Raw genomic sequence first — 18220 nt, 5'->3', positions numbered from 1 at the left:
AAGATTGTAAGTTACTATTATTTCTCAACAAGGAGCTTTTCCGATGAGCAATTCTCCCCTTTTAACTGATAGCCAATGGCCGAAGCTGCTCGAGTATGTTGCTGAAGCCTACAATGAGGTTACGCTGAGTCGAGGGTTTACTTTGTTCAAGCAGCAGCAGGTCACCGCACTTAACGTGGCTGAGGCTCGCAGGGTGCAAGCCACTGTCGAAGAAGCTGAGACCTATAAGGTAGCTCTGAACCTGGATGCGTTTAGCTTGAGTCAATGCGCATGTCCTATGCAAAGTTCTTGCAAGCATCTGGCGGCGGTGATGATGGAGCTCGCTGATCGTCTAGGATATCCGGCGACCCAAATTATGAACGCGAAGCTGTATCTCAAACGGGCGGCGGACTCCAATATCGATTCCAGCCTTAAACAGCTGCCCAATATGGATGTGCAGGGGTGGCAGCATTTTCTGAATCAATACGCTTCATCCATTAAGCCATCCTACGATCAAGGCATCTATGTAGAAGCACTCCGACAACACTTGAACAATTTAAATAAAGTAACGCCTGATTTTCCAGCGATAGATTCGCTTTTTTTCGAGCTGCACAAATGGCTTTTTATTTTCCGTAAAATCAAAGAGCAGATGACGCTCACCACTTCATCTTATTACACGTCTTCCACCATCTATCGCTTTTCAGACGAAATGCTGGAGTGGCTGAAGACGAAAACAGACACCGTAAATCCCGCCGCCTCCAGCCAGCGGATTGATCAAACATTAGCCTATTTGAGAGAGCAAATGTCTGAAGACTCCGGTCAAAAATATCATGATTTCGGGGTGTATACGGCACTTTGGAAATACTGGATTGCACCTTTTCCCGAAGCTGACCGCTTACTTATACAGGAACAAGACAACCTTATGACCTTGGTCGAAGTTTCACCATCCCCTTCCGTCTCGGCGGCGAGAGCTTACATCCTGCTGCTGCAAGGTAAAAGTGATGAAGCCTGGGACGCTTTGGCAACGAGTTCTTCCTTTAAGGAGCTGCCTGCCGCATTATTCCTTACTTTATTGAATCAGCTGGCTGAAGCTCAACAATGGGCAGGACTAGTGACATGGCTTCGTAAGTCAGCGCCTTTCTTCAATATGAGACAAAACAAGAAGCTTGAGATCTATGCCGACTTCTGGAAATTAGCTGTCAGCTATGAGCCTCACGCCGAAGAACAGATGTGGCATATTTTCGAGCAATTTTTACCGCATTCACTTGCCATCATCGAGGCTATCTTGTATGAACAAGGGAAATGGAAGGCTTGGTTGGAAATGCAGATCGTTCTGGGACATGACCCTTTCTACCATCGCGTGAGTGTTCTGCAGCCGATTGAGAAAGAATCGCCGGTACTGCTGCTTCCCTACTATCATCAAGCCGTCGATCATTATGTAAGCTTGAAAAATCGTCATGATTATAAGGCAGCAACCAAGCTGCTAAAACGATTGGAAAAAGTGTACAAAAAGATGAAGCAGCCAGAGCGATGGGATATTTTCTTCGCCGGCTTCGTAGAGCGATACAGCCGACTTCGTGCTTTGCAGGAGGAGCTGAGGAAAGGAAAGCTTATGGGATGATTACAAAATTGCATGACATGACGATATATACGACGCTATCCAAATCAGGAGATGCCCTCATCTGGGGAACTCAGGACGGACGGGATCTGCCAGGGGAAATGCTGCGCAAAGTTTTGTTTGCGTGGCATGAGCCCTCTTACTATGGCACAACCTTGGACATACAAGCAGCAGGTGAAGTATCTGTGGCCATCTTACCTGTGGATATGGTCCTTGGATTCTTTGCAGCCCCAGGCTTCATGGACATTCTACGTTGGGAAGGCGGCAATGGCACAGCCAATGGACTGCTTGCAGCAGCTCCGATCTTATATCAAGCTGCCAAAGACGGCCATTACGTACCGAGCTATCAAGCCTTTCGCGAGGGGAAGCTCGAGTGGGTCTGGGATACGGAGTCCGAAGAGCTTCAGCAGTTGGATTGGGACACGCTTCAAGGCCGCCATGGCTTTGATTCGGAGATAGCAGGCTTACAGGCCGCCTTTTCTGCGGTTGTTGCCACTGAACATTATAAGAGCGAAGCCTCACTTGCTGATCTGCGGCGTGAATATCCGGCGCTGTTTCATGGGCGCAAATCCGCTCCTTCAGCCATAGATGCTTTCACGGAGGAAGAGTGGCTTCAATCTCTGGGCTGGAAGCCGGATACAACCCCCTTCCGCCCGGCGCTGCAGCTCTTGGAGCCGGACGAAGACGACGACGACTGGCGAATTCGGCTTGTCCTGCAGGATAAGAACGAAGGCGCTCTGGTCACGCCGATTCGGCTGTCCTTGGATGGACAGGCATCAGGAACTTGGGATAGCAACTGGAGTCCCTCCATCAAGGAACGTTCTCCCGGCTGGGTGACGAGATTGACAGAAGCTTTGCCTGGCCTGCATGACGGCCGCGAACTTTTGGCTGAGCCGCTTAGCAATGAAGCGGCTTGGACCTTCCTTACAACCGACAGCCTGCGCCTGCTGGAGGACGGCTGGAATGTCATGCTGCCTGGCTGGTGGGAAGCGGCCTCGAAGCGAAAACCCCGGTTGCGCGCCAAAGTGTCAAGCGAAGCCGGCGGCAGCGGCGGCAAAGCTCAATCGCTTTTTGGCCTGAACGCCTTGGTCAACTTCGATTGGCGAATTGCCATTGGCGATTCGGATCTCAGTGAAGCCGAATTCGCTGCCTTGCTCAGCCGCAACGATCGGCTTATCCGGTTCCGCGGACAGTGGGTCTACCTCGACCCTGCCCTGCTTGAGCAGATTCGAAGGCTGATGTCCAGTGTGAATCCGGAGGAAGGCTTATCGTTGCAGGATATTTTCCAACTGCATCTCCTCCAAGCATCGGAGAAAGACGCATCGCCATCCGACAGCCTAACAGAAGAAGAAGCAAAGGCGCAAGATGAAAGAATTCAACTGGAAGTTGAGTTAAATTCGCATCTCCTCGCCCTGCTGCATCAATTAGGTTCGCCTTCTGAACTGAACTTATTGGACATTCCCAAGGGACTGCAAGCCGAACTGCGCCACTACCAAAAAGAAGGCTTTACTTGGCTGAGCTTCCTGAGAAAGTTCGGATTGGGTGCCTGCTTAGCTGATGATATGGGGTTAGGGAAAACCGTCCAATTCATCACTTACTTGCTGCATCATCAATCTGAAGCGGAGCAGCCCGCCCTGCTCATTTGTCCTACTTCCGTCCTTGGCAATTGGCAAAAGGAGTTAGCCCGCTTCGCTCCGGAATTAAACGTCGTTCTCCATTACGGCAAAGGGCGCTTAAGCGGCGAAGCCTTCTCGAGCTTATTGAAAGGTACGGATATCGTACTTACCTCCTACACAACAGCTTTAATGGATCAAGAAACGTTGCAGGAAACGCTCTGGAGTTCGCTTTGTCTGGACGAAGCACAGAACATCAAAAACGCTCAAAACAAGCAATCAGCAGCCGTTCGCTCGCTCCAGGCCAAGCACCGTATTGCCTTGACAGGAACACCGATTGAGAATCGCTTATCCGAGCTTTGGTCAATCTATGATTTCTTGAATCCTGGATACCTTGGGAATCAGCGCGGGTTTCAGCATCGCTTCGCGAATCCCATTGAGAAGCATCAGGATGAAGAACGAACGATTCAGCTCCAGAAGCTCGTCAAACCTTTCATGCTGCGCCGCAAAAAGAAAGATCCGGCGATCCAGCTCGCGTTGCCGGACAAGCAGGAAATGAAAGTCTATATCAACCTTACTCCGGAGCAAGGCGCACTCTATGAGCAAGCGGTTAAGAACCTGATGGAACGTATGCAGAAGCTGGAAGGCATGGAGCGCAAAGGTGCGATTCTGGCAGCCCTAACCCAGCTTAAGCAATTATGCGATCATCCTCTTCTGTTAACGAAGGAAGCGATGCTCTCCGAGGAATCCCTATTGTCCGAGATCAGCCGCGAGGCCTTCATCCTGCGTTCGGCTAAGCTCGAGCGGATCGTCGCTATGGTTGGCGAGCTTCGCGACGAGGGCGAATCCTGCCTGATTTTCACCCAATACGTAGGCATGGGCCGAATTCTCGCTGATGTATTGCGGGCCCAGCGGAATGAACCTGTCCTTTATTTGAACGGCAGCACGTCCAAAACGGAACGCGACCGGATGATCGATACGTTCCAAGCAGGCGACGAGAACAGCCCGGGCATCTTTGTGCTTTCGCTGAAAGCCGGCGGTGTGGGGCTGAACTTGACCGCAGCTAATCACGTGTTCCACTTCGATCGCTGGTGGAACCCCGCCGTGGAGAACCAGGCGACTGACCGCGCGTATCGCATGGGACAAACACGCAACGTTCTCGTGCACAAGTTCATATCACTTGGTACCTTGGAAGAACGAATCGACGAGATGCTCGAGAATAAAATGAGCCTGAGCGAGAACGTCATTTCCACTTCCGAAGGCTGGATTACGGAACTGTCGAATGAAGAGCTTAGCGACTTGTTCGCGCTTCGCAAATCCTGGTAGTCGGAAACTGGCTCCCCGCGTCAGTGCAAAGAATGTATTTCTCTGTAAACAAAAAGTGCAGGTTGCTTCTAAGAAGCAGCCTGCACTTTTTATTCTCTTTTAGTGAAGTCCCTCTAGCACGACCTCTGTTTTTTTCACGGCTTCCGAGGAATGTTCTTTGCCGCGACGCAGGAAGAAACCAAGGATAATCCCTCCGACAGCAATAAACAGCATCACACGGAAGGTATGGCCGAAGGCCTCTGGCGCCACTGCCAGCATAGCTTTCTGCATATCAGCCGGACCCGTGATCGGGATGTTCTTCTCCGCAATCGTTGACGTCACTCGCGAAGAAAGAATAGTCACCAGTGTCGCCACAGCGAAGGAGTTGATAACTTGCTGCATCGCACTTGTTAACGAAGTTACGCGGCTAACCAAATCTTGTGGAGCTTTCTTGATCAAGTGAGAGTTCAGCGGCATCATCATGAGGCCCATACCTGCGCCTGCCATAATGAGCGGCAGAATCAAATCAGATCCTTCTGTCGTTAAGTCGACATGCGAGTATTGAAAGATTGCACCGGAAACTAAGCTCAGTCCAACTACGACTAACCAACGCACACCAATCCTGTCAAATAAGAAGCCGCCAATTGGCATCATAACAGCGGACGCGATCGCTTGCGGGAATAACGTCATGCCTGTATCAAAAGCGCCATAGCCGCGGGCTTGCTGAAGAAATTGCGGAAGCAGAAAGATGGCCCCGAATAAGGAAAATTGCAAAACCCACTGCACAAAGATACCAAAGGAGAAATCTACCGATTTGAACACGCGCAGCTCTAATAAAGGAATCTTAGCCTTCAATTCAACAATGATGAAAGCGATCAGGGCAACGGCTCCGATAATAATTCCGCCAAGCGTTTTAGCAGAAGTCCAGCTTTCCGCGCCTTGTGTAATGCCGTAGGATAAGGCGGCAAAAGCAATAGGTCCAAGAATCATACCTGGCAAGTCGAAGCCGGCTATCTTCTTGCGGGCTACCGCAGGCAGTTTCCACAGTCCGAAAATAAAGCTGAAAATACCGACTGGCAGATTAATCAGGAAAATCCAATGCCAGGAATGGTATTCCACCAACCAACCGGCCAAAATAGGTCCGATGGCAGGCGCCAACAGGATTGGCACACCGAGCATACCCATGACTTGACCGATTTTCCTAGGAGGACTGAGACGGAACACATAGGCCATGGCAACCGGCATCACGAACCCGCCGCCTAAACCTTGCAGAACGCGGAAAATAATTAACCATTCGGCACTATTTGGAGTTGCGCATAGGACCGAGGCAATCGTGAACAATAGAACGGAAGTGAGGAATACATTTTTGGCTCCGAAACGATCGGATAACCATCCTGCCAATGGAATAACCGCGGCTGTCGCTAACATATACCCCGTTACCGTCCACTGAATCGTTGGCAAATCCGTTTGAAAATCAACTACCAATTTCGACAAGGCCACATTCATCGCTGTGGAGTCGAGGATAACCATAAAAATACCTGTTATAATAGCAATCAACGGTACCAATATACTGCTGATCTTAAATTCCGGTTCGGTTTCACCGGATATTGTTTTCTGACTCATCTCCTGCTCCTCCTTCGACAATCGCTCTCTTTTTATGTTACAATTGTAACGGACATCTGTCCGCAACCCCATATTACGGACAATTGTCCGTAATGTCAAATTATTATTTTGTTAAGGATTGTTTTCAGGAGGCGTACACGCATGAACCATACCGATGACCCCAAAGATTCGTTGTATAATCTAGAGTTCGAAGCCCATACAATTTGTGGTCGACGTGAAGAAAAGGATTCCGAGTATCGGAGACGTATTCTGACAACGGCCCGAAACCTTTTTCAAACACATGCCATTGAAACCGTGACCATGCACCAAATCGCCAAAGAAGCAGGGGTAGGTCAAGGTACACTTTATCGCCGATATGCGCATATTGGGGAAGTTTGCAGCGACTTATTGCGTTCAACAACTTCCCAGTTCATCGAATCTTTGGAAAGAAGTTTGACCGATCCTGCTCCAGAGATCAAGGCGATGAGTCAAGTATCCAATTCGATCAAGCTGATTATCGACTTCATCGATGATAAAGCCTCCCTGCTCTCTTCGGTCAATATGACTTATAACGATAAGGGAAGCTTCTATTTGCACAAGAAACCGATTTTCATTCGGTTGCATAATATCCTTGCCCCCCTAATGGAACGTGCTGTTCAACAAGGGGAGATTCAACCGCTGGATGTTACCCTGACCGTAAATACCATACTTGGCTCTCTCATGCCTGATCAATATATGTACCATAGGGAAATACTTGGATACACGAAAGAGCAGTTCATTGAAGGTATCTGCCGATTGTTTGTGAAAGGAATTTAACAGCATGAAGACAGATATGAATGAAAGTCAACGTACTTTCTGGAAAAAATACATCGCCAAGGCTAAGCTTGATTTATCCTATGCGGCCTATACCAAAGTATCTCGAGCCTGGCAAGATGAGAATGACGCTTGTCCTTTTAATCGACTCTATTACATTCGTGAGGGCGAAGGCTACGTCCGTATTGGCGATCGCACCTATTATCCAAAGCCAGACGAGCTTTATCTGCTCCCGGCCGGAAGCGATCAGGCCTACGGCACGATCAGCGAGCATACTTTCGGCAAATATTGGGTCCATTTCACAGCAAAAATCGGAGATTTGGACTTATTCCAAATTCTGCAAACCTCCCCTTTCATTAAGGTGAAAGACCCGGAAGCCCTGCAATCAACCTTTGAGCAGCTCATTACTTACCGTCAGAGCGATGAACTAACCTCAGAATTCAGACTCAACGCCGTTATGATGAGCTGTATCGCTGATTTCATTGATCAATGCGACAAAGTTAAACTTAATTTGGCGTCAACACCAACTTTTGAGAAAATGAACAGCGTGCTGCTCTACATGGAACAACATCTAGCTGAAAATGTTTCTGTCGATACATTGTCTCGCATCGCCCATTACCATCCGAATTACTTTATCAATGCATTTAAACAATTTACGGGTTATTCCCCCATTCAATATATGAATCATCTTCGTTGCGAGAAGGCGAAGGATTATTTGATGATGACGGATTTAAATGTTTCCCAAATCGCCGACACCCTCGGCATGGAGTTATCGTACTTCTCACGCATGTTCCGTGAGCATACTGGCTTCAAGCCTACGGCTTTTCGCGATCTGAAACCGCAGTTGGGTGAGTGAGCGCTCTTGTTTGCTCCATATGCTAACTCAGGCGGAACTAGAATACGCTATTTCGGACAAATGAAGCAGTTTCTCATGTGAAGAGGAACTGGAGTACGCTATTTGATGAAATATCGCCAATTTGAGGCTAAAATGTGCAAAATAGCGGATCTCAGTTCCGTTTGAACAGGTTTTGTGGTAGTTTTCAGTGAAATAAGGGATCCTAGTTCCGTTTTGTCTAGGTTGGGGGGGCTTGAGGCGCCTGGGATACTTGGGGGGCTTGAGGCGCCTGGGATACTTGGGGGGCTTGGGGGGCTTGAGGTACTTGAGGTACTTGAGGTACTTGAGGTACTTGAGGTACTTGAGGTACTTGAGGTACTTGAGGTACTTGAGGTACTTGAGGTACTTGAGGTACTTGAGGTACTTGAGGTACTTGTTTCTTTCTCTCTTTTTGCTTTTTAATTGTGTTCAACTAGAGTTTGGCTGGGTTTGGCTCCTTGTTGCTCCATATGCTAACTCAGGCGGAACTAGAATACGCTATTTTGGACAAATCAAGCAGTTTCTCATGTGAAGAGGAACTGGAGTACGCTATTTGATGAAATATCGCCAATTTGAGGCTGAAATGTGCAAAATAGCGGATCTCAGTTCCCTTTGAACAGGTTTAGTGGTAGTTTTCAGTGAAATAAGGGATCTCAGTTCCGTTTCGTCTGGGTTGCGGGGCTTGGGCTATTTGGGCTATTTGGGGCACTTGAGGTGACTGGAGGTACTTGGAGGTACTTGGAGGTGCTTGGTGTGCTTGAGGTACTTGAGCTACTTGAGCTACTTGAGCTACTTGAGCTACTTGAGCTACTTGAGCTACTTGAGCTACTTGAGCTACTTGAGCTACTTGAGCTACTTGAGCTACATGGCTACTTGAGGTACTTGAGGTACTTGGGGCACTTGAGGTGACTGGAGGTACTTGGAGGTACTTGGGGTGCTTAGGATGCTTAGGATGCTTCGGCTACTTGAGCTACTTGAGGCACTTGGGCTACATGGCTACTTGAGGTACTTGAGCTACTTGAGCTACTTGGGCTACTTGAGCTACTTGGGCTACTTGAGCTACTTGAGCTACTTGAGCTACTTGAGCTACATGGCTACTTGAGGTACTTGAGGTACTTGGGCTACTTGCGCTACTTGGGCTACTTGCGCTACTTGGAGGTACCCCAGGTGCTTGGAGGTGCTTGGGGCACTTAGCACTCGGTCACCTGCCCCCACTCGGCGCATCCTAGCGCACTTGCCGCGCTTCGAGCACACAAGAACAAAAAAGCGGCCTGTGACCTGCCGTTCCGATAGGGAACAAGCAGTTTCACAGGCCACACTTTTTTAAGGATAGAACGCGTTAACTTTCGTCGTAGTTGGACACCAGCGGGAATTTAATAAATATTTAATGAGCGTATTCTTAGCCCGCTCTGTACCGATGTAGTGCAAGGATTCCGCGGCATGTGCACGCACATAGCGGTTTTCGTCATCCAGCGCAACTTCCAGCTGCGGCACTGCCGCTTCGGCAGAAGCACCTAAGCGAGATAAGGATAAGCTCGCCATGAAGCGGACCTGCGCGTTCGCATCTTGCAACGCTTTTGCCAAGCTAGCCACAATCTCATCGCTTGGTCTGTCTACGAAACCAAGCGCATCGACGACAGCGATACGGACCTCTTCAGCTGGATGCTCGAACAGCTTAACTAAAGCCGGAGCAGCTTCAGCTGCCACGCCTCTTAATTCACCAAGAGCAAATACAGCGCGCACGACGATGTCCTTATTTTCATGGGTTAGCGCTGCTGTTAACCCTTTAACCGCACCACTTCCGGCAACAGACAATCCGTAGGTAGATACACGGGACACTTGCTCATTGTCGCTGTTCAGTCCCTTAAGCAAAGCTTCAATCCCCAGCTGCCCTCTGCGTGCCAAATCATAAGCAGCGTTAATGGCCGTAGGCTCAAAACCAGCCAACTGGCTGGCCAGCTCCTGAATGTGCTCCGCATCCGGCGAAGCGGTTTCGGCCAAACTGCCGATTTCCCCGGATAACCAGTTCCACGTTTCCTCCCACATGAGGTCATGCTCAGCGATCGGCGCAAGGAGATTTGTTGGTCTCTTCCAAGCGCGCTCTTGGTTGTTCCAGCTTGGCTGCTGCGGCATCTCGGTTCGCATGAACTCAAACTTCAGCATGTAGCGGGGCTGCCCAAGGATGTTCGGCGTAGAACGGTGCCAAATATCATAATGAATCAACGCGAAGGTGCCTGCTTCCCCGTTTGCCAATACTTCGCCTGCCTGTTCACTCGACTCAAAGTTGCGGGATTGGTGATTTTGCGTGCCTGGCAAGATGCCAGTTGGCCCCAATTCCACGGGAGTGTCCTGCGGGAAATACATAATCATTGCCCAATTGGGATGGTGATTGCGCATGCGATCATAGCCCCAATAGCTGTCCTTGTGCCAGCCTCCGGCTTTATCAGAGGCATTGAAGTGTCCATGTCGATGCGCATGCATCATATAGTTGGGTCCCAGCACGCTCGTAAGTGCGCCAGTTACGACCGGGTGATCAAACACTTTTTGCAGATCCCGAATGCGAGGCAATAAATTATTTCCAGGGTTACCTTCTTCTGTGTACACCGTGTTTAGCTGTTCCAGCAGATTCGCATGAAACTCGGGGGAGAAGTCCGTTTTGAGCAACAGGCACCCGTTCGTAATAAAGGTTCTCATTTGTTCGTCTGTCAATAATAAAAGGTTATTTTCCTGCATGTTGTTCCAGCCTCCTTGGCATTAGTATAATTGCAGTAACAATATCCTTATTATAAGAAAGACGCTGCCAACAAATAATAGACGATCTTAATTAGAGGTAGCACAAAACTAAGATGCCCTTTCCTTCTCCCGATTCGGAATGAAATGAGCTCATCGATCTGCCTATGAAAGCGAGGCCACCCATGACATACCCACAGGATCTAATGGAACAAACACCGCGGTGGGACAACTGCTACCCCATCTGGTTTTATCGCAATCGCCCTGCGAATGCGAGTAAGGATGCCAATATCCTTTATCTTCATTGGCATGAGCATTTTGAAATCATTGACATGCAGTATGGCAAAGCCTTGTTCCTTATCGATAGCCAACCTTACGAAGTTGAAGCCGGGGATCTCTTGTTCGTTCCCTCCGGTGCGCTGCATGTTGGCTATAGTACCGCAGATGAAGAAATGGAGTATGTCGCGATTGTTTTTAACGCTGCGCTGCTTCGCGTAGTACCTCCTGACCTTGTTTATGAACGGCATATTCTGCCTTTTCTTGATGGGCGTGCTCATATTCCGGTGAAGCTGCTGGCAAATGATGAGCTTGCAGCCCCTTACCGGAACTTAATTCGCGGATCAACGACCGAGTTTGAGCAGAAGCAGCCTGCCTACGAGCTGGTCATTAAACATAACTTTCAGCTTCTGTTCACACGGCTTTCGCGGCAATTCCTTGCCGATAAATTCGCAGCTAAACCCGCTCCAAAGCGTCACTCGGAGTCCTTCAAACCGTTGATTCAGTACTTGGAATCCCATATCGCAGAACCACTTACCGTGGAAAAAGCAGCCCGGATGGTGAACTTGAATCCCTACCATTTTTGCAAAACATTCAAAAGGCTGACTGGACGCACCTTCATTGATTACATCAATTGGCTGCGCATTCAGGAAGCCGATCGCTTGCTCCGGGAAACGGAGTGGACCGTCTCGGAAATCTCTGAGCGGATCGGCTGCGGAAATGCCAACTATTTTACAAAGCTATATAAGAAATATAAGCAATATCCGCCTTCAGAAGCACGACGAAGACTGTCCTCCCAGTAACTTATCCAACATCATCTTAGTCTTGTGCTAACTTCGTGAGAAAAGTCTCTATTCAAGGCTGCTTCCCTTCTAGATCGGACACAAGGTCGCAATTGCTCCCATCGCTCAAAGAGTCTAGGTTTATAAATTGGAGCAAGCCGGCGAGCACATTTGGCAGGAAATTCAGCATTAACCGGATAGGTCCCAGCTTATAGGAGCGAGGGCATGACGTACCCGTACACGGCGATGAAGTGGCAACTGCTTCCGGCAAGCACAAACAAGTGCCAAATGGTATGATGATACTTTAAATTTCGCCAAAGAAAAAACATCAATCCGACCAAATAAGCGATAACGCCAAGCACAATCCAGATCACAGCGATCATTGGAAGCCGATGGTACAACGGAAGGATTAACGACATCATGAAGCCTCCCATGACCATGTAAAAGATCAGCCCCCATGGCATAAACCGTTTAATAATAAAAGAAACATAACGAACACCGGCCAGCGCCAGCGCCCATATCACAACTAATAACGTATAACCAGTGAATCCTGGCAGCGTAATGAGAAGAAATGGGGTATATGAACCCGCTATCGCGATAAAAATGGAAGCATGGTCCAGCTTCTCGAAGCGTTCGCTCCATTTGCGGGAGCGGGAGCTATGCAGGAGTGTGGAGGACAGATACACAAGGCAATACGAGGTGCCATAGATGAAATTACTAATCGTATAAGTCCAATCTTGGAACATCGCGGCACGCTGAAGCAGCAGCACAAGCCCCATAACACTTAGTATCACGCCAATACCATGACTAATGGCATTTAAACGTTCTTCCCTCAAATGAAGACCGGTTTCCATGACAAGGGGTCACTCCTTTCTGACCATCCTAGTTTTTCCCACAGTCGGGACTAGTATGTAATCAGATAGGAGCGACCCCTGCGTTATTTCATGGATTTAACGGTTCTATTGAAAAGCTGCCTCCAACTCGCTCGCAGTTCATGTCTATGTGTGTAGGCAATTAACAACAGATTACCAACCCATACCCAAATGACCGCGCCGCTGAATCCTCTTAGAGGCAAATAAATGCCAACAAGCAGCAAGCCAATGACAACCTGCGTGCCATCTGAAACCGGCGATGTGGGCTTGCCTTTGTTGATAAGCTTTATAACACCTAAAAAAACAGCTAAAATGATGGCAAGAGCAAGTGAAACCTCAAATCCGCTCAAAGCACTCCAAACGCCAAAAGTCACCGCGATGGCTTTGCCTCCCCTGCCTTTAAGGAAAGGCGAAAAGGCATGCCCGACAATCGGCGCCAGCGCAACGGGAATCATCGCATAGCCCTCTATTCGGCTGCTGCCAAGCAACAACACGAGGATCAGATAACCTTTTAGAAAATCGAGCACGATTCCCATAATCCCCCATCTGAAGCCCGCCGCTTTCCAAAGATTCAATGCTCCAGGGTTCCCGTCTCCAACCACCTTCAAATTTGTCCGAGCTATGCGGCCAAGCCAATAAGAAAACATCAAAGAGCCGCATACAAAAGCGCATAACGTCCAAACGATGATCATAGTGCTCGCCTGCTTCCTACTTTGACTTTCCTTCCTTTCCAGGATACATGGCCCAGGAATACAACTTGATAGGCGGAATACAACATGACAAATAGGAAAAACAAGGTTGATAGGACATGCAGCACCGGCATAAGAACTCCAAAAACACCGACGTATTTAATAAAATAAAATAATTGCAGCATGTACATCAAATACCCGATGAACAGCGGCAGCCCCCATGAGGTAGGGATAAATAGAAAAAAAGAATCTGACACAATCAGCCCGATAACCCAAACAGCTACCAGTGCGATGGTACCGCCTCTCAACTTGGACGTACCTAATACAGCCCCTTTGCCGAAGCCTTGAATCTGGCTTTTCATCCCTTCTGGGTACATGCGAAAAGAAACAAGGCCGCTTCCCAGAAAATTCGTGACGCTAATGCCTGCCCGCACAAAAGCCGCGCCAAGGTTCAAATCATCTAACATTTCTGAGCGTATGCTCGCATGTCCCTGGATTGTTTCGTAATCTTCTCTTGTCGTGAGAATGCAGGAGCCATAAAGACCCTTTTGGGGATTATTTTTCTCAAATGGCGATGTAAAGGCGAATACGCCTAAAAAATTAAATATGAGCGCCAACCTTTCAACCCATTTCACCGTAAAATGAAAAGGAACGACAGAAATAACCCCGCCGGCTTGATGTCGAACTTTAACCAATGTTTCAAGCGCCCGCGGTGCAAGCTTAATATCGGCATCAAGGAAAGCGATAAGATTGCCGGAACACTGCAAATATCCGTTCCAAACTGCCCAGTTCTTGCCCGTCCATCCCTCGGGAAGACTAGGATTCGCAATCACTGTTGCCCCATAACTTTCGGCAATAGCCTGTGTGTCATCTTCCGAAAAGTCGTCCACCACAATAATTTCATACGGTTCCAGCGTTTGAATCTTTAGCGCATGAAGAAGCTGCGGCAAATTGCCCGCTTCATTCCGAGCAGGGATAATGACAGACAGCGTTACCTTGTTCAAGTCCAGTTCTTGGCTGACTTTAAGCACGTTTTTGCGAAACAACAGGAATCCTGAGAGACATCCGATTCCACATAGACATAGGATCCATATCGCCATCCACGAAACCTCCTCTTCCCTTCACTCGCACGCCCCTTTTAAGTGCTGACTGCTACGTCTGGAGAGCCAGCTTGTATTGATATATATGAACTTTGGCATGATTTTAAACCCATCCTTTTGGCCGGGCAGCACCTTCCATCATCCTTCCGAATGGACAAAAATAGCCATCCACTCCCCCACAGCGGGAAAATGAATGGCCTTTTGAACGAGCCTATTTTGAAAATAACATCAGTATAGCGATTAAGCCTAAAACAAACGACGTATATTGCATCGGAATGAAAAATAAGGTGTGAGGCGTCCCCATTTTGAATTGCTGATTCGTTTGCGGATCTACGAGCACCCGTCCGGCGCTTTTATTCAATGCTTTGCCGCTGAACCATATGCCCACGGCTGCCGCAATCAAGGTAAGCGTGTATGGCCAACCATGCAGGATGCCTTTAGAAGACCCATAAATCGCACTTTCAATCATCATGCCAATGACGAAACCTGCCATCGCCATAAACACCGCCAAAATTCCCCAACCTTTCCAAATTACCAACAACTTGTTCCCCCTCTATCTATCATGTTTTGCAATGATAAAGTTTCGACAACATCCAACATTTCCCTGTCATCCATTTCTAAAATTTCAACAAAGAATTTTTTATGAATTCTTTAGAATTCATGCGTTAACATGGCCCTCATCTTCCTGCGTACGAACATTTCCCGGATTATGCTATAATGGTCAATATCAACTTACTGGAGGCATTCTGGCATGAAAATATACGTCATTCTCTCCTTCGACGGCGAGACCATGGAAAATGTGTATGTCGGTCCTGACGAGGAGAAAGCGCTGTCGCTTAAGCCGGCAGAGTTCGATAACTGTGAAGCCCTTTTCGTCGAGATCTGGGAAGACGGAGAGAAAACCGATGATTACCGGTTAGAAGAATGAATACACGAGAGCTGCATAGCTACAATTGAAAGGCGGAGACCTGATGGAACATACTTTTACCGTCCAGCCCCTAACCTATAACACCTTCGAAGACGAAACCGAACAGCTGGACCAATGCAAAGATTGGGGCTTGCTTTCAGAGAAAGCGACCAAAACGAAAGCCTTCTTCTACAAAGGAAATGGCATGAACATGCCTTGCCGCATCGTAGGCTTCGTCGACAAAATGACAGCTGTCATCGCCTTCGACAACGAACAGCTGCACTGCATTCACCCCTCTTACCTGAAAGAAATGCAGGCTGCTAACTACAGCCAAAGGCTTACAGCAACGGCTGAAGACGCTACTTCCGCTGAAGTTGCCGAGGGTGAGGTTCAGCAAGAAGAAATCTCCGCTGTAACTGAACTGGCTGCGAACGATGTGCCTGCTGAAGTGAACAACGTTCAACAAGAAAAAGCGGACAAGCCCCCTTCTGCCAAAAGCAAAGCTAAAAAAGAAAAAGCTCCCAAGCTGGAGCTCCCTGAAGACAAGGTGAAGATGATCGCAACCGTCAAAGAATTTACAACGGTACCGAACAATTTCTCAGATACGGAAGATGAAGTCGTGATCTACGAAGCCGTCTCCATCTTGGAGCCCGCGCTCATTGTCGATACTGCGTGGTCCAGCCACAGCAATACCCTGAAAAAGTTGGAGCTTGCCATCGGCGACACCCTCACCTTCGAGTGTAAAATAGTCGCCAAAAAGCTGTCCAAACATCCCGTGCCTTACAAAATCAACAACCCGGCTAAAATGCAAAAAGTAACTGCCGAATAAAAGCAAAGCATGCTCTAGGCATACTTTAAACCAGCTTTATGCCTATGTGTGGCCTTCATCATAACCTTCAATCTCACGTTACCGTGGCATTGAAGGTTATTTTAGTATTTGGCATCCCCCCAGCCATGACTCTACCTGATGTTTATCCTGCCTGTGTGGAATCTCTAGAGCTTACTCGGAGGTTTCATGTATAATAAATATGCTCCTATCAAGGCTAGAGGGAAGTGCCTCTTATGACATATATTCAAAATCTGGGTTTAAACGAGATGCCGCTTTATTTTACGCATCGCCGGCAAACGATCGGCAGTGCCCAATACCAAGGGACGTTTCATGCGCATCAGGGCGTTGAAATTTTGTTCATCCATGAAGGACAAGGGACATTGATCGTCGATCAGAAGAGCTACGAAGTTACCGCTGGCATGTTATGTATTTTCCAACCGTTCCAGCTTCACCATATTCAAATGAACGCCGAGCAGCCTTTTATTCGTTCCATTGTGCATTACGAGCCATCGCTTTATGAGCCCTATTTCGACAAATGGCCCAGCTTGCTCGCTTTTTTCAAGCATATGTATACGAACAAACTGCCCGCGCCCTGCCTCTATGCGATAGGCGAGCCCGAGCCGTTGTTATCTTTGTTTCCAAGTCTGGAGGAAAAGCTGCCTGATTTGCCCAGGCAAGATTATCTGGAGGAGTTTTCCTTATTTTTAATTGCTTTTTTCCGCGCTTTTAGAACGATCTGGGAACGCAGCGAAATTAAGCGAAGCGTCGCCGGTCCGACACGCATTAAGCATCAAGCTGAGCGCATACTCAGCTGGTTGGAGGGGCATTACACGGAGCCGCTGCGCCTGGAAGTTATGGCTAGCGAGCTTCATTTATCCCCCCACCACCTGTCCCATTTATTCAAAGAATGCACAGGCGGCAGCATTTCTGACTATGTGGCGGCACGCCGCATCCAGCAAGCTGTTATGCTGCTGAACGCAACGGACCTGTCCATTGCCCAGATCGGTGAAACCATCGGTTTAAGCAACACTTCTTACTTCTGCAAAATGTTTAAAAACCACATGGGCAGCACGCCCCATCAGTTTCGCAATCAACGTCAAAAGTAAGCTTGACGTCAGACACCTAGGCTATCTTTGTGTTAGATGGATCGCATCGCGCTGCGCAATTAAACATAATTCCGCTGCCTTGAACGTATGCTCCTGCGTCATGGCAAGCTCTGTGCGATTCAGACAATCAAGAATCAGTTGGCCGAAATAAGGGAAACCAACTTGGCCTTTTACCGCAAAATGCTGCTCCCCGTCTTTATTGACCAGATACACATGATCACCCGTCTCATCTCTGGCAATGTCTACGTATTTGCGAAGCTCAATGTAGCCTTCTGTTCCTAGAATGGTCAAACGCCCATCCCCCCATGTGCTGAGCCCGTCCGGCGTCATCCAATCCACACGGAAATACCCCGTCGCCCCATTGTCTCCGATCAAAGTTGCATCGCCGAAATCTTCAAACGTAGGATGCTGCGGATAGCTATAATTCGCGACTTTACTATGAACAACCTTGGCGTCCTTGGCCCCTGTAAAAAACAGAAACTGCTCGATTTGATGACTCCCGATATCACACAAAATGCCGCCAAACTGCTCCCGATTGAAAAACCAATCCGGTCGACTAGACAAGCTAATCCGGTGGGGTCCAAGACCAATGACTTGGAGGACTCGGCCAATCGCCCCTTGCTCAATCAATTGACCCGCGTAGATCGAGCTTTCAACATGCAACCGCTCGCTGTAGTACACAGCATACTTCTGTCCTGTTTCCGCAACCTTGGAACGAGCCGCCTCCAACTGCTCTAGTGTAGTGAACGGCGCTTTATCCGTGAAATAATCTTTCCCGCTGGACATAACTTTTAATCCAAGCGGTCCTCGATCAGATGGAATAGCAGCGCTGGCCACAAGCTTGACATCTGTATCCTGCAGAATTTCGTCCAAAGATGCGGCAACACGCACGCCCGGATATATGCCCACGAACTTGTCCACCTTAGCGGGATCAGGATCATAGACCCACTTTAATTCTCCGCCTGCTTCTTTCAAGCCATTGCACATCCCATAAATATGCCCATGATCTAAGGCTGCTGCCGCGAAAATAAATTCTCCAGGCTGACACACTGATTTGAAGGTACCGATGGGCGCATAATTCATTCCGTCACTTTTTTGCATAATCATTAATCCCCTATTCTATGT

The 18220-nt window shown here is 48.3% G+C and carries 16 protein-coding genes; 9 read left to right on the top strand and 7 right to left on the bottom strand.

Features of this window, described 5'->3' with window-relative positions:
- Window positions 1-43: 43 nt before the first annotated feature.
- Window positions 44-1600: an SWIM zinc finger family protein gene (locus HQN90_RS29225; RefSeq protein WP_173225693.1), complete on the top strand. Its 1557-nt coding sequence runs from the start codon at window positions 44-46 to the stop codon at window positions 1598-1600.
- Window positions 1597-4536, top strand: coding sequence for a DEAD/DEAH box helicase (locus HQN90_RS29220; protein WP_173225690.1), 2940 nt, complete (start codon window positions 1597-1599; stop codon window positions 4534-4536). The genes HQN90_RS29225 and HQN90_RS29220 overlap by 4 nt, the downstream gene beginning before the upstream one ends.
- A 99-nt stretch (window positions 4537-4635) precedes the next feature.
- Here the strand turns inward: HQN90_RS29220 and HQN90_RS29215 are convergent, their stop codons facing one another.
- On the bottom strand, window positions 4636-6138 hold the full coding sequence (locus HQN90_RS29215; RefSeq protein WP_173225687.1) for an MDR family MFS transporter: 1503 nt from the start codon (window positions 6136-6138) through the stop codon (window positions 4636-4638).
- A 141-nt stretch (window positions 6139-6279) separates the two neighbouring features.
- Here HQN90_RS29215 and HQN90_RS29210 point away from each other — a divergent pair, with 141 nt between their 5' ends.
- From HQN90_RS29210 to HQN90_RS29200, 3 genes are all read left to right on the top strand, one after another.
- Window positions 6280-6933 carry a TetR/AcrR family transcriptional regulator gene (locus tag HQN90_RS29210; RefSeq protein ID WP_173225683.1) on the top strand — a complete coding sequence of 218 codons (654 nt, stop codon included), beginning with the start codon at window positions 6280-6282 and terminating at the stop codon, window positions 6931-6933.
- A 4-nt stretch (window positions 6934-6937) separates the two neighbouring features.
- A complete protein-coding gene (locus HQN90_RS29205; protein WP_173225680.1) occupies window positions 6938-7786 on the top strand; it encodes an AraC family transcriptional regulator in 849 nt (282 codons plus the stop codon).
- 213 nt (window positions 7787-7999) lie between these two features.
- Window positions 8000-8227, top strand: a complete 228-nt coding sequence (locus tag HQN90_RS29200) for a hypothetical protein (protein WP_173225677.1) — start codon at window positions 8000-8002, stop codon at window positions 8225-8227.
- A 900-nt stretch (window positions 8228-9127) separates the two neighbouring features.
- Here HQN90_RS29200 and HQN90_RS29195 read toward each other — a convergent pair.
- The gene (locus HQN90_RS29195; protein ID WP_173225673.1) at window positions 9128-10537 is read right to left on the bottom strand and encodes a HEAT repeat domain-containing protein; all 1410 of its coding nucleotides are present in this window, start codon (window positions 10535-10537) and stop codon (window positions 9128-9130) included.
- Window positions 10538-10719: 182 nt separating this feature from the next.
- Between HQN90_RS29195 and HQN90_RS29190 the strand changes: the two genes are divergently transcribed.
- The gene (locus tag HQN90_RS29190; protein WP_173225670.1) at window positions 10720-11613 is read left to right on the top strand and encodes a helix-turn-helix transcriptional regulator; all 894 of its coding nucleotides are present in this window, start codon (window positions 10720-10722) and stop codon (window positions 11611-11613) included.
- A gap of 188 nt (window positions 11614-11801) precedes the next feature.
- Here the strand turns inward: HQN90_RS29190 and trhA are convergent, their stop codons facing one another.
- The 4 genes from trhA to HQN90_RS29170 form a co-directional block, all read right to left on the bottom strand.
- Window positions 11802-12446 (bottom strand): PAQR family membrane homeostasis protein TrhA, encoded by a 645-nt coding sequence (gene trhA, locus HQN90_RS29185; protein ID WP_173225667.1) that lies wholly within the window; start codon window positions 12444-12446, stop codon window positions 11802-11804.
- Window positions 12447-12529: 83 nt separating this feature from the next.
- The gene (locus tag HQN90_RS29180) at window positions 12530-13156 is read right to left on the bottom strand and encodes a glycerol-3-phosphate acyltransferase (RefSeq protein ID WP_173225664.1); all 627 of its coding nucleotides are present in this window, start codon (window positions 13154-13156) and stop codon (window positions 12530-12532) included.
- Window positions 13153-14253 carry a glycosyltransferase gene (locus HQN90_RS29175; RefSeq protein WP_173225661.1) on the bottom strand — a complete coding sequence of 367 codons (1101 nt, stop codon included), beginning with the start codon at window positions 14251-14253 and terminating at the stop codon, window positions 13153-13155. Before HQN90_RS29175 ends, HQN90_RS29180 begins: the two co-directional genes overlap by 4 nt.
- Window positions 14254-14464: 211 nt before the next feature.
- The gene (locus tag HQN90_RS29170) at window positions 14465-14791 is read right to left on the bottom strand and encodes a hypothetical protein (protein WP_173225658.1); all 327 of its coding nucleotides are present in this window, start codon (window positions 14789-14791) and stop codon (window positions 14465-14467) included.
- A 213-nt stretch (window positions 14792-15004) separates the two neighbouring features.
- On the opposite strand from HQN90_RS29170, the gene HQN90_RS29165 reads away from it, so the two are divergent.
- The 3 genes from HQN90_RS29165 (at window position 15005) to HQN90_RS29155 (ending at window position 17095) form a co-directional block, all read left to right on the top strand.
- A complete protein-coding gene (locus HQN90_RS29165) occupies window positions 15005-15181 on the top strand; it encodes a hypothetical protein (protein WP_173225655.1) in 177 nt (58 codons plus the stop codon).
- 43 nt (window positions 15182-15224) lie between these two features.
- Complete coding sequence (locus HQN90_RS29160; protein ID WP_173225652.1) at window positions 15225-15989, top strand: hypothetical protein; 765 nt, start codon at window positions 15225-15227, stop codon at window positions 15987-15989.
- Window positions 15990-16222: 233 nt separating this feature from the next.
- Window positions 16223-17095, top strand: a complete 873-nt coding sequence (locus HQN90_RS29155; protein ID WP_173225649.1) for a helix-turn-helix transcriptional regulator — start codon at window positions 16223-16225, stop codon at window positions 17093-17095.
- Window positions 17096-17116: 21 nt separating this feature from the next.
- Here the strand turns inward: HQN90_RS29155 and HQN90_RS29150 are convergent, their stop codons facing one another.
- Window positions 17117-18196 carry a Gfo/Idh/MocA family protein gene (locus HQN90_RS29150; RefSeq protein ID WP_173225646.1) on the bottom strand — a complete coding sequence of 360 codons (1080 nt, stop codon included), beginning with the start codon at window positions 18194-18196 and terminating at the stop codon, window positions 17117-17119.
- Window positions 18197-18220 lie beyond the last annotated feature (24 nt).

Origin of the sequence: Paenibacillus alba (assembly GCF_013204855.1) — a bacterium.
Classification (GTDB): Bacteria; Bacillota; Bacilli; order Paenibacillales; family NBRC-103111; genus Paenibacillus_E; species Paenibacillus_E alba.
This window is presented reverse-complemented; position numbering and strand designations above follow the sequence as displayed.